Below are 11,592 nucleotides of genomic sequence, written 5' to 3'. Positions count from 1 at the left end.
GTGGGAGAGTAGGTCACCGCCGGACACACATTAAGTAGGACCCTGACAACGGAACGTCAGGGTCCTACTGCTTTAAGCACCCCAAACCCCATGGCCCGTCCCAGAAAAGCCCCCAGGATGTGAGCCGGCGTCCCAAGAAAACCCGCAGGATGTGAGCGGGCGTCCCAGGAAAACCCGCAGGATGTGAGCGGGCGTCCCAGGAAAACCCGCAAGGTGTGATGGGGCGTCTCGGGGGGAGTCCCGGTAATAGGGCCGCAGGATTGTTGAACAATCTGAGTTTTTAGGGCATTCTTGGATGAACAGCAATCCGAGACGGAGATCACAATGCCCAGCATCGACTTGAACAGCGACGTCGGCGAGTCCTTTGGGAACTGGTCCTTCGGCGATGATGCCGCCATTTTCGAAAGCGTATCCAGCGCCAACGTGGCATGCGGCTTCCACGCCGGTGACCCCTTAGGCATCATGGCCACCTGCCAGGCCGCCGCGAAGGCAGGCGTCACCGTGGGCGCGCACCCCGGCTACCGGGACCTGGCCGGCTTCGGCCGCCGCTTCATGGACATGAGCCCGGCCGAACTGACCGCAGACGTGGTCTACCAGATCGGCGCCGTGCAGGCCATGGCCCTCGCCACCGGAACCGCCGTCCGCTACGTAAAGCCGCATGGCGCGCTGTACAACACCATCGTGAACCACCCCCAGCAGGCCGGTGCCGTGGTGGCCGCCATCGTCGCGGTGGACCCCAGCCTGCCGCTCATGGTGCTCCCCAACTCCGAGATCCAGCGCCAGGCCCAGGCCGCGGGGCTGAGGACCGTGGCGGAGGCCTTCGCTGACCGCGCCTACAACCCGGACGGCACCCTGGTCTCCCGCCGTGAACCGGGCGCCGTGCTGCACTCGGTGGAGGACGTCGTCGAACACGTCCTGCGCCTGGCCGGGGACGGTGTTGTCCGGTCCGTTGACGGATCACTGGTCCCCGTCAAAGCCGAAAGCATCTGCCTGCACGGTGACACCCCCGGCGCCGTGGCCATGGCCGCTGCCGTCCGTGGCGCGCTGGTGGACGCCGGCATCCGGATAGAGAGCTTCGCCTAGCATGGCCGCCATGCAACTGCAGCGTACGAGTACTGACGCCCATGCGGAATTGACCGGGATCCAGCCCGCCGGTGACCGCGCCATCCTGGTGGAGCTGCCCTCCCTGGAAGCGGTCCTCAGCCTCCAGGCGCAACTCACAGCACATCCGCAACCGGGCCAGATCGATGTCATCGCCGCCGCCACCACCGTCCTCATCACGGCGGATTCGCCGGCGGCGGTGCAGGCCCTGGCCGCGCACGTCCGCAGCCTCGACCTGGACGCGCCCGCGGACACCGAGAGCGCGCTGGTCACCATCGACGTGGTGTACGACGGCGAGGACCTGGACGAGGTTGCATCGCTCACCGGCCTGGGCCGCGAGGCAGTGGTGGCCGCCCACACCGGTCAGCTCTGGACCGCCGCCTTTGCCGGATTCGCGCCCGGCTTTGCCTACCTCACCGGCGAGAACCCCAGCCTGGAGGTGCCGCGACGCCGGTCACCGCGGACGGCCGTCCCCGCCGGGGCGGTGGCCCTTGGTGGGGCGTACTCGGGCGTTTACCCACGGCAGTCGCCGGGCGGCTGGCAGCTGATCGGCCGGACCGAGGCGGCCATGTGGGACCTGGGCCGGGACAATCCCGCCCTTGTCCGCCCCGGCGATACAGTCCGCTTCCAGGCCGTCCGCGCCCACGCCGTCGTGACCGAACAATCCGTGCCCGAACAGCCCGGGCCGGACAAGTCCGGGCCGGTCGCCTCCGAGCCGGCGGTGACCGACCCCGCCGCTCCCGGCCTGGCCGTCCGCAAACCCGGACTGCAGGCCACCGTGCAGGACCTGGGCCGGCCGGGCTTCGCCTCGCTGGGCGTCAGCAGCGCCGGCGCGATGGACCGGGGAGCGCTGCGCCGCGCCAACCGCCTGGTGGGCAACGCCGAGGGCGCCGCCGGAATCGAACTCCTCTTCGGCGGGCTTGAACTCGAAGCCCTCACCGACCAGGTCCTGGCCGTCACCGGGGCAGCCGTCCCGCTGGAGGTCACACCCGGGTCAGATTCAAGGGAGGCATCACAGCGGACGACGACGGTACGGCACCCCGCGTGCGACGCCCCCTTCGCGTTGTTGGCAGGGGAGAGGCTGACCGTGGGCAACCCCAGCGCAGGGCTCCGCTCCTACATCGGCATCCGCGGGGGAATCGGTGGACCTGTTGCCTTGGGCAGCCGCTCCACGGACACCATGTCAGGGATCGGCCCCGAATCACTCAAAACCGGAACCATCCTGCCCGTGCAGGCCCCCAAACCGGGCAGCATCGTGGGCCACCCGGAAATATCGCCCCTCCCGGACCAGGGCGGGGCCACCGTGCTGCGGGTGGTGCCCGGACCCCGGCAGGACTGGTTCAGCCCCGAAACCCTGCAGGACTTCCTGGCCCGGGAATGGACCGTCACGCCGCAGTCCAACCGCATCGGCCTGCGCCTCAACGGCCAGCCGCTCACCCGCAGCCGGGACGGTGAACTCGCCAGCGAAGGAACTGTCCGCGGCGCCGTGCAGGTGCCGCCGGAAGGCCAGCCCGTCCTGTTCCTCTCCGACCACCCGGTGACCGGCGGGTACCCGGTGATTGCCGTCGTCGTCCACGCCGACCTGGACAAGGCCGCCCAGCTTCCCCCGGGCAGCACCGTCCGGTTCGCCGCCGCAGCATCCCCGGCAGAACTGCCCGAAACACTTAAGGAATCCCATGCGTAAAGTCCTCATTGCCAACCGCGGCGAAATTGCCGTGCGGATTGCCCGCGCCTGCGACGATGCAGGCCTGGAGAGCGTGGCCGTCTACGCCGATCCGGACGCCGACGCGCTGCACGTTTCCGCCGCCAGCGAGGCGTACTCGCTGGCCGGCTCCCGGCCGCAGGAAACCTACCTGGACATCGAAAAGATCCTCGCCGTTGCGGCGAAAAGCGGCGCCGACGCCGTCCACCCCGGCTACGGCTTCCTGTCGGAAAACGCCGGCTTCGCCCAGGCGGTGCTCGACGCCGGCCTGACGTGGATCGGCCCCTCCCCGGAAACCATCCGCTTGCTGGGCGACAAGGTCAGCGCCCGCGAAGTAGCGGTCCGGGCCGGCGCCCCGCTGGCACCCGGAAGCGACGGGCCGGTGGCCAGCGCCGAGGAAGTCCGCGCCTTCGCCGAACAGGTGGGCCTTCCGGTGGCCATCAAGGCTGCCTTCGGCGGCGGCGGACGCGGCCTCAAGGTGGTCCGGAACATGGCGGACATCGAGGAAAGCTTCGACTCCGCGGTCCGGGAGTCTTTGGCCGCCTTCGGCCGGAGTGAATGCTATGTGGAGAAGTTCCTGGACCGGCCGCGCCACGTGGAGGCCCAGGTCATCGCGGACACGCACGGCAACGTGGTGGTGGTGGGCACGCGCGACTGCTCCCTGCAGCGCCGCCACCAGAAGCTCGTGGAGGAAGCCCCCGCACCTTTCCTCACCCCTGAACAGCGGGCGGCCATCCACGCCTCGGCCAAGGCCATTTGCCGCGTGGCCGGCTATGTGGGCGCCGGCACCGTGGAATACCTGCTGGACGGAACAGGCTTCCTGAGCTTCCTGGAGGTCAACACGCGCCTGCAGGTGGAGCACCCCATCACCGAGGAGACCTCCGGCGTGGACCTGGTGGCCGCCCAGCTGGCCATCGCGGCAGGGGAGAAGCTTCCCGTCCTGGCGGACCCGGAGCCGCGCGGGCATGCCTTTGAGTTCCGGATCAATGCCGAGGATCCGGGCCGCGGCTTCCTGCCGTCACCCGGCGGTGTGGAATTGTTCGAGGTGCCCACCGGGCCGGGGATCCGCGTGGACACCGGCGTCCGGTCCGGCTCCGTGGTTCCCGGGCAGTTCGATTCCCTGCTGGCCAAACTCGTGGTGACCGGCGCGGACCGCCAGCAGGCCCTCCGCCGCGCCCGCCGTGCCCTGCGTGAGTTCCGCATCGGAGGCCTGGCCACCGTTCTGCCGTTCCATCGTGCGGTAGTGGAGGCGCCCGACTTCACCCGCACCGACACGCTTGGCGTCTACACCACCTGGATCGAGAACGAGTTCACCACCGCCCTCGCGGCGGACCCTGCCTTCAGCCCTGCCGCGCCGGAAGAGCCCCGCCGGACTATCGGCATCGAGGTGGACGGCAAGCGGATGGAGCTGGGACTTCCCAAGGCGCTGCTGGATTCCCTGCTGGACGGTGGTGGCCGGGCACGCACGGAGGCTCCGGAGAGCAGCGGGGTGGCCGCGGCGGAGAAGAACGACGGCGATCTGCTGGCAACCATGGCCGGCACCGTGGTCAAGTGGTTGGCTGAGCCCGGGGCAACGGTCGAGGAGGGGGAGGCGGTGCTGGTGCTCGAGGCCATGAAGATGGAAACGGCCGTACCGGCGCACCGTGCCGGCACCTTGGGTGAGCAGCTCGCTTCGGCCGGGGACGCCGTCGCGCCCGGACAGGTGCTCGCCACCATCGGGTGAGCGAACCTCACGAGGGCATACGCGCGAAGACCCGGCACACTGCCAGGCTGAACCATAGCTGGAGGTCGTGGTACCTGTCCCGGAGCAGATGGCCAGTGAAGAGCCCGGACGGTTCCTGGTGTGCGGCCAGCCAGTCGCGCGCCTGGTCGGTTTTTTCGGATCTGAGGCCGGGGCGGATGATGCTGATGGCGTCGAGGGCGGAAACGATGTCCGTCATCCAGAAGGGAAAGCTGAATTCGGTCCAGTCGGTGGCACGGCCCTTGTCCGGATAGGCGTCCGGCTCGAACAAGCGGGCCGCCAGCAATTCCGCAGCCTTCTGTGCGGAGGCGTTTGCGCGGTGCCGGGGATGGGACGCATACGCCCTGAGCACCACCCCGGTAACCAGATGCGAGAACGGCTGCGCCGGATCGCCGGGGATGGTCTGCGGCTCCTCGAGCGCGTCCAGATTCCTCCCCCGGGTGCGGAACGGAAGGGCCCAGCCGCCGTCGTCCTGCCGCGACGCCTCAAGCCAGCTGAACGCGCGTTCCACGCGGGGGTCGTCGCCGTACCCCGCTTTGCTCAGGAGCCCGATGAAAGCCGCGGTGTAGTTGGGAGACACCTGGTTGCCGTAAATCCCTCGAAGATCACCGTCGGTGGACTGGTGGGAGAGCACATAGCCGGCAGCTGCGGCGAGGGCCGGATGCCGGTGCGTCAGCCCGAACATCTCCACGAGAAACCCGAGCTGCCGGTAGGTCTCCAGCAGGTCGTACTCCATCCTGGCCCGGGGCCGTCTTCCCGGATAGGTCCACGATCCGTCGGCCGCCTGGCGCCTCAGGATCCCGCGCGGGACCGGAAGGTCCCAGAGACCTTCATCGGGTGCCCCCGCCGGGGCCGGCGGCAGCCCCGCCGGTCCCGGGAGCAGCTCCCGGATGGCCCAGGAGCGCACGGCCGGATGCCCGCTCGACAGCAACGGGGCGATGGGGTCGAACCGCAGGCAGTCAAGCCACGTCATGGTCACCATGATGGCGGAATACGTCCCTTGCGGACAGGTGCCGGCATCCGTCCGGATATCGTGGTGCCATGACGTTTGACGAGGTACTGGCCGATCTCCAAGCCCAGGCCAGGACCACCAAGCACGCCGAAACAGGGCTCTGGGTGGCCGCCCAGCTCCGCAGCCGGATCGCCGCCGGCCAGCTCGCGCCCGGATCCAAGCTCGCGGAGGAAGCGCTCCGCGAGGCCCTTGGCGTGTCCCGCAACACCCTGCGGGAGGCGTTTACGGCGCTGCATGCGGAGCACATCGTCACCCGCATCCCCAACCGCGGTGTCTTCGTGGCCCACCCCACGGCGGATGACATCCGCGAGATTTACCGGGTACGCCGGTTCCTGGAGCCCGCCGCGGTCCTGTGGTCTGTCGATGCCCCCGTTGAGCCCCTGGCCGGAATCGTCAAAGCCGCAAGGGCAGCCGCCGCGGAGGGCGACATCCCCGGCATGGCGGGCGCCAACCAGGACTTCCACCGCGCCATCGTTGACCGCAGCGGCAGTGAGCGGCTGAACAGCCTCATGGACCAGGTCCTGGCCGAGATGCGCCTGGTGTTCCACTCCATGGCGGCCAACCCGGCCTTCCACGAGCCCTATGTGGAGGACAACGCCCGGATCGTGGACCTTATGGAGGCCGGCGACCTGGCCGCGGCAGCGGACTTCCTGGCCGCCTACCTGGACCGCGCTGAAGCCCAGTTGCTCGCCGCCGTCGGCCGCTAACCAAACCGGGCCTCAAAAAGGGGGTTGCAGGATTGTTGAACAAAAAGCTATGCTTTAGATCACACCGTTGTCCTGCAGCCCACTTAACCCTGCAGCCCTAACGTGACCGGGGCTCCCGCCCCCCGGCGCCGTCACCCCCAATGATCAACCCCAACGGACGCGCCGGCCCCCACTTTCGCAGACCCGTCACGGGTCCCTTGGGAAGGGATAATCATGCTTGTACTCATCGGGGTGCTGCTGGTGATCGTTGGCTTCGCCATCCGCCTGAACCCCCTGATTGTCGTCACCGTCGCCGGCATCGTCACCGCACTGCTGGGCGGCATGAACCCCGCGCAGATCCTTGACTCGTTCGGCACCGGCTTCGCCAGCAGCCGCTCCGTCACCATCTTCGTGGCGGTGCTGCCGGTAGTGGGCATCATCGAGTACTTCGGCCTGCAGGAGCAGGCCAAGGTCCTCATCGGCCGGCTCGCCAAGCTGACGGCAGGCCGCGTCCTCATCGGCTACCTGGCCGTCCGCCAGATCACCGCAGCCGTCGGCCTGAACAGCATCGGCGGCCACGCCCAGACCGTCCGCCCGCTGGTGTTCCCCATGGCCGAGGGTGCGGCGCTGCGCCGGTATGGCCACGTCCCGGACAAGATCAGCGAAAAGATCAAGGGCCACTCCGCCGGCGCGGACAACGTGGGCGTGTTCTTCGGTGAGGACGTGTTCGTCGCTGTCGGCTCCATCCTGCTGATCACCACGTTCGTGGACACCACTTACCACCTGCACCTGGAACCGCTCCAGCTGGCCCTCTGGGCCATCCCCACCGCCATCGCGGCCTTCCTCATCCACGGCTTCCGGCTGCTGCGCCTGGACAAGCAGCTGGACAAGGAATACCGCGAATACGAGCTCACCGCCCAGAAGGAAACCGCAGGAGAAGCAAAATGATCAACGTTGAAGCCGTCTACTGGCTGATCGGCATTCTGTTCGTCGCCTGGGCATCACTGATTGCCGCCGACACCCACCACCCCCGCCGCTGGGGCAGCTCCTCCTTCTGGGGCCTGCTGGGCCTGTGTTTCTTCTACAGCACCTGGGTCCAGGCAGGCACGGCGCCGGGCTGGGTCCTGGGCATCGCCGTCCTGGTCCTGGTGGTGCTGGCCTCCACCGGCCTGCTGGGCCACGGCAAGCACCGGACCTCCACGGGCCCCGAGCGCGAGGCATTCGCCAAGCGCTTCGGCAACAAGCTGTTCATCCCGGCCCTGACGCTGCCCCTGGTCACCGTGATCCTGGTGCTGGCAGCGCCCGTTCTGTCCATCGGCGGCACCCCGCTGCTGGACCCCAAGAACACCACGCTGGTGGCCCTGGCCATCGGCGCAGTGGCCGCCGTCGTCGTCGCCCTGGTGATCCTCAAGCCCAAGAACCCTGCCACGCCCATCTTCGAAAGCCGCCGGATCCTCGAATCCATCGGCTGGGCCGCGCTGCTGCCGCAGATGCTCACCACCCTGGGCATCCTCTTCACCAAGGCCGGCGTGGGCACCGCGGTGGGCAGCCTCGCGTCCGGGCTGCTGCCCAAGGGCTCACTGATCGCCGGCGTGATGGTCTACTGCATCGGCATGTTCCTGTTCACGGTGCTGATGGGCAACGGCTTCGCCGCGTTCCCCATCATGACCGCGGCCATCGGCTGGCCTGTGCTGGTAGAGACCTTCCACGGCGACCCCGCCATCGTCTTCGCGATCGGCATGCTGGCCGGCTTCTGCGGCACGCTCTGCACACCCATGGCCGCCAACTTCAATTTGGTGCCGTCCGCACTGCTGGAGATGAACAACAAGTACGGCGTCATCACGGCGCAGGTGGGCACGGCCATCCCGCTGCTGGCCGTCAACATCGCTCTGATGTACTTCCTGGCCTTCCACTAACCCTGTTTTTCAAAGGAGCATGATGGACAACGATCTTCGCGCACAGGCGGCGCCCGACTATGCGGCCGTGGTGCTGGGCAACCTCAGCGAGCCCTTCCCGCACTCGGCCCACCACACCCAGGTCTCCGCAGACGACCGGCCCACCCCCGAGCAGATCCACCCCGCCTTCTACACCTCCTTCGACTGGCACTCCTGCGTCCATATGCACTGGCTGGGCGCCAGCTTGCTGGGTGGGACTGCCGGGTCGCCCCTTCGTGGGGCTCCCATTGAAGGAGCGTCCGACGGCGGCACGGCGGCCTGGGTGGATGCCGCCACCGCGGCATCGCTCAGGGCAGCCCTGGGCGCCAACCTGACCCCGGCCAAGCTGGCGGTGGAACGGGACTACCTGCTGGCCAACCCGTCCTGGGAGCGCCCGTACGGCTGGGCGTGGCTGATGCGGCTGGCCGCCACGTGCTCCGCGTCTTCCGATCCGCAGCTCCGCGAATGGGGCGCAGCCCTGGAACCGCTGGTGGATGCGGTGGCCGGGTTGGGCGTGGCCTGGATGGCCAAGGCCCAATACCCGGTCCGGCACGGGCTGCACACCAACGCCGCGTTCGGCGTTGGCTACATGCTGGATGCCTTCCGCTCGCTGGGCCGCACCGATGCGGCGAAGGCCTGTGAGGAAGCGGCACGTGAGTGGTTCGGCAACGACCGCGGCTGGCCGGGCGACTGGGAGCTCAGCGGCCAGGACTTCCTCTCAGCAGGACTCAGCGAGGCGGACCTGATGCGCCGGGTACTGTCAGCGGACGAGTTCGCCGAATGGTTTGCGGGGTTCCTCCCAGGGCTTTCTGTCGAGTCGCGCATCCTGCAGCCGGTGGGCGTGACGGACGAGACCGACGGCTACCTGGTGCACCTGCACGGACTGAACCTGACCCGTGCGGGGCAGGTGGCGCGCATCATCACCACGCTTCGCCAGTCTTCCGGTACCGGGGCTTCCGCCGCCGCGGCCGTGCTGTCCGAGGCGCTGGATCCGCTCCTGAAAGCCGGATTGTCCGGGCTGGAAAGCGGCGACTTCATGTCCACCCACTGGCTGGCCAGCTTCGCATGGGACGCGCTGGGGTCCGTGGCGGCGCTGGACGAGTAACCGGCGCCGTAAGTAATTCCGGTAGCGGGTCAGCGGCCGCCTCGGGACGGAGCAGTCATACTCCGTCCCGGGGCGGCCGCTGGTGCATTCAGGGGTACCGCCGCGTTAGTCTTTTCCCACCACGCCCGGTGCGTGACCTGGGAGCAGCGGGCAGGGTTGTAATGAGCTGACCATCCGCCCGCGAGCCCGAGGAAGCCGATGCGCCAGCACACAACCCCCTGCCTTTCCAACCCTGCAATGGCAGGGAAAGCAGAAACGCTAAAGCCTCGAAGGAAGCGGACCAGGCATCCCCGGCTGGCGGTGGGGGAGCGGGTCCGGTTCGCCGAAGGAACCCTGGCCGGCACCGGAGTGGTGGATGCCGTGACCTCCGACTACTCCATCATCTGGGTGTGGACCGACGAAGGCCAGGGCCGGCGGATGTTCCTCCAGGGCTACGGAAGCATCGTGTCCGCGCTGGATTCTTCCTCATAGCGCCGTCTGCGGCGTTCGTCCGCCTGGAGGATTCCGTCGCGGACGGCGGCGCGGATCACGCCGTAGAGGATGTAGAAGAAGATTGCTCCGACCAACGCAAACAGGACCAGCCCCGTGAAATCAGCCATGGGTGGTGCCCTCCTCAGGCCAGTACTCCTGAACGCCTGCAGCGGCGTCCCGCAACCGCCCGCCGTCGAGCATCAATGACGTTTCCTGCAGGCCGAAGTCCGTCCACTGGGCTACCAGCCGGAGATCGCCGGCAGGGGGAAGCGGCCACAGCCAGAGCGTGCCGGTTCCGGAATACTCGTCCTCGCCGCCGCTGCCGCCGCCGTTGTTCAGCGCCAGGACAGGTGGCTCGGGCTGCTGGCCACGCTCCATGAAACCGTGCGGCCCAAGGGTGCCGGTGCTGGCTTTGGAGCCGTCGGGGAATTGGACACCGAACAGCTGACCCGTTTGCTGTCCACTGCCGCGGCGGGGGCCCATCCGCGGCTGGAAGAACAGGTGCTGCAGGTCCGCCCAGTCGTCGTCGGATTGTGTGCCGCGGCGGAAGAGCCAGGACAGGTTGAACACGCAGCCGGTGGAGAACACGTCTGCGCTTTTGACGGCCACCACCATCTCCGGAGTCCGGCTCACGAACTGTCCCAGCTGGACGGCGACGGGAAGTTCGTAGGCCGGGGCGGCGGCCCACGGCGGCGGGACGTACCGCTGCGAGCGCGACCGGGGCGGCAGGGGAGGAATGGGAAAGTCCTGGAAGAAGGTCATTGATGATCCTAGGGTCCGCTGGCAGCGACCGACCAGCGGAACGGCGGCACAGCCGCCCTGGATCCCCCAATCCGTCCTTACCCGGCCAGTCTAGCCCTCCGTGTTTGCGTGCCGGCCGTTTGACGTTCGGGACGGTGACGGAGGATGACCGGCCCGGGGCTAACTGCCGCCGTTGGTGGGAGAATGGAGCCAGGACAACTGCCACGGGGCCGGCCCGGCACCGGCATGTCCAGCTCAGCTCAACAGGAGGGGATCCTGATGGACCCCACCATTATTGTTCTCGTCGTTCTCGCCGTCCTGCTGCTCATCGTGGCGAAAATGGCTATCCGGATCGTGCGCCAATACGAGAAGGGCGTGCTCTTCCGGCTTGGGAGGGTAGTCGGCGTCAGGGATCCTGGCCTGCGGCTGATCATCCCGGTCATCGACCGGTTGCCGCTGGTCAGCCTGCGGATCGTCACCATGCCCATCCAGTCCCAGGGCATCATCACCCAGGACAACGTGAGCGTCGACGTGTCCGCGGTTGCCTATTACCGGGTTGTGGACGCCGTGAAGTCTGTCATCGCCATCGAGAATGTGGCCGCGGCGATCGACCAGATAGCCCAGACCACGTTGCGGAAGGTCGTGGGCCGCCACACGCTGGACCAGACCCTGTCCGAGACAGAACGGATCAACGTGGACATCCGGGAAATCCTCGACGTGCTCACCGTCGAATGGGGTGTGGAGGTCACCCTGGTGGAATTGAAGGACATCCAGCTGCCCGAAAGCATGAAGCGCGCCATGGCCCGGCAGGCTGAGGCGGAACGTGAGAAGCGGGCGAAGATCATCGCCGCCGAAGGCGAAGCCATTGCGGCCGCGGCCCTCGGAGACGCTTCCGACACCATGATGGCCCACCCGCTGGCGCTGCAGCTGCGTAACCTGCAGTCGCTGGTGGAAATCGGCGTCGACAAGAACACCACGGTTGTCTTCCCGGCCCCGCTCATGAGCACCATCGGCGAACTCTCTGCGTTCCTGGCCCGCGAAGGCCAGGCGGCGTCCTCCGGCAGCAAGGCACCGGTGAAGGCGGCCTGACCCGCAACTG

Annotated in this window: 12 protein-coding genes; 9 read left to right on the top strand and 3 right to left on the bottom strand. The window is 68.0% G+C overall.

Annotated features, from left to right (window positions below; translation table 11 throughout):
* Positions 1-324 precede the first annotated feature (324 nt).
* The 3 genes from ASG86_RS09355 to ASG86_RS09345 are packed head-to-tail and all read left to right on the top strand — an operon-like array spanning position 325 to position 4,526.
* Complete coding sequence (locus tag ASG86_RS09355) at positions 325-1,083, top strand: LamB/YcsF family protein (protein WP_056332909.1); 759 nt, start codon at positions 325-327, stop codon at positions 1,081-1,083.
* Between the two features lies 1 nt (position 1,084).
* A complete protein-coding gene (locus ASG86_RS09350) occupies positions 1,085-2,785 on the top strand; it encodes a 5-oxoprolinase/urea amidolyase family protein (protein ID WP_156386159.1) in 1,701 nt (566 codons plus the stop codon).
* A complete protein-coding gene (locus ASG86_RS09345; protein ID WP_056332906.1) occupies positions 2,778-4,526 on the top strand; it encodes an acetyl/propionyl/methylcrotonyl-CoA carboxylase subunit alpha in 1,749 nt (582 codons plus the stop codon). Before ASG86_RS09350 ends, ASG86_RS09345 begins: the two co-directional genes overlap by 8 nt.
* A 7-nt stretch (positions 4,527-4,533) precedes the next feature.
* Here the strand turns inward: ASG86_RS09345 and ASG86_RS09340 are convergent, their stop codons facing one another.
* A complete protein-coding gene (locus ASG86_RS09340) occupies positions 4,534-5,517 on the bottom strand; it encodes a prenyltransferase/squalene oxidase repeat-containing protein (protein WP_235565152.1) in 984 nt (327 codons plus the stop codon).
* 68 nt (positions 5,518-5,585) lie between these two features.
* On the opposite strand from ASG86_RS09340, the gene ASG86_RS09335 reads away from it, so the two are divergent.
* The 5 genes from ASG86_RS09335 to ASG86_RS09315 all read left to right on the top strand — a co-directional run bounded on the left by ASG86_RS09335 (position 5,586) and on the right by ASG86_RS09315 (position 9,752).
* Positions 5,586-6,263: a GntR family transcriptional regulator gene (locus ASG86_RS09335; RefSeq protein ID WP_056332903.1), complete on the top strand. Its 678-nt coding sequence runs from the start codon at positions 5,586-5,588 to the stop codon at positions 6,261-6,263.
* A gap of 213 nt (positions 6,264-6,476) precedes the next feature.
* The gene (locus ASG86_RS09330) at positions 6,477-7,190 is read left to right on the top strand and encodes a DUF969 domain-containing protein (RefSeq protein WP_056332900.1); all 714 of its coding nucleotides are present in this window, start codon (positions 6,477-6,479) and stop codon (positions 7,188-7,190) included.
* Positions 7,187-8,158 carry a DUF979 domain-containing protein gene (locus tag ASG86_RS09325; RefSeq protein WP_056332898.1) on the top strand — a complete coding sequence of 324 codons (972 nt, stop codon included), beginning with the start codon at positions 7,187-7,189 and terminating at the stop codon, positions 8,156-8,158. Before ASG86_RS09330 ends, ASG86_RS09325 begins: the two co-directional genes overlap by 4 nt.
* Before the next feature lie 22 nt (positions 8,159-8,180).
* The gene (locus ASG86_RS09320) at positions 8,181-9,281 is read left to right on the top strand and encodes a DUF2891 family protein (RefSeq protein ID WP_235565151.1); all 1,101 of its coding nucleotides are present in this window, start codon (positions 8,181-8,183) and stop codon (positions 9,279-9,281) included.
* A 237-nt stretch (positions 9,282-9,518) separates the two neighbouring features.
* The gene (locus tag ASG86_RS09315) at positions 9,519-9,752 is read left to right on the top strand and encodes a hypothetical protein (RefSeq protein WP_235565150.1); all 234 of its coding nucleotides are present in this window, start codon (positions 9,519-9,521) and stop codon (positions 9,750-9,752) included.
* On the opposite strand, the gene ASG86_RS20755 is transcribed toward ASG86_RS09315, so the two are convergent.
* Together ASG86_RS20755 and ASG86_RS09310 are read right to left on the bottom strand one after the other, a co-directional pair.
* The gene (locus tag ASG86_RS20755; RefSeq protein ID WP_200946217.1) at positions 9,713-9,880 is read right to left on the bottom strand and encodes a hypothetical protein; all 168 of its coding nucleotides are present in this window, start codon (positions 9,878-9,880) and stop codon (positions 9,713-9,715) included. The two genes, ASG86_RS09315 and ASG86_RS20755, sit on opposite strands and share 40 nt — an antisense overlap.
* Positions 9,873-10,514, bottom strand: a complete 642-nt coding sequence (locus ASG86_RS09310) for a hypothetical protein (RefSeq protein WP_056332889.1) — start codon at positions 10,512-10,514, stop codon at positions 9,873-9,875. Before ASG86_RS09310 ends, ASG86_RS20755 begins: the two co-directional genes overlap by 8 nt.
* Before the next feature lie 258 nt (positions 10,515-10,772).
* On the opposite strand from ASG86_RS09310, the gene ASG86_RS09305 reads away from it, so the two are divergent.
* Positions 10,773-11,582 carry a slipin family protein gene (locus tag ASG86_RS09305; RefSeq protein WP_056332888.1) on the top strand — a complete coding sequence of 270 codons (810 nt, stop codon included), beginning with the start codon at positions 10,773-10,775 and terminating at the stop codon, positions 11,580-11,582.
* Positions 11,583-11,592: the final 10 nt, after the last annotated feature.

This window comes from Arthrobacter sp. Soil764 (assembly GCF_001428075.1).
Classification (GTDB): Bacteria; Actinomycetota; Actinomycetes; order Actinomycetales; family Micrococcaceae; genus Arthrobacter.
This window is presented reverse-complemented; position numbering and strand designations above follow the sequence as displayed.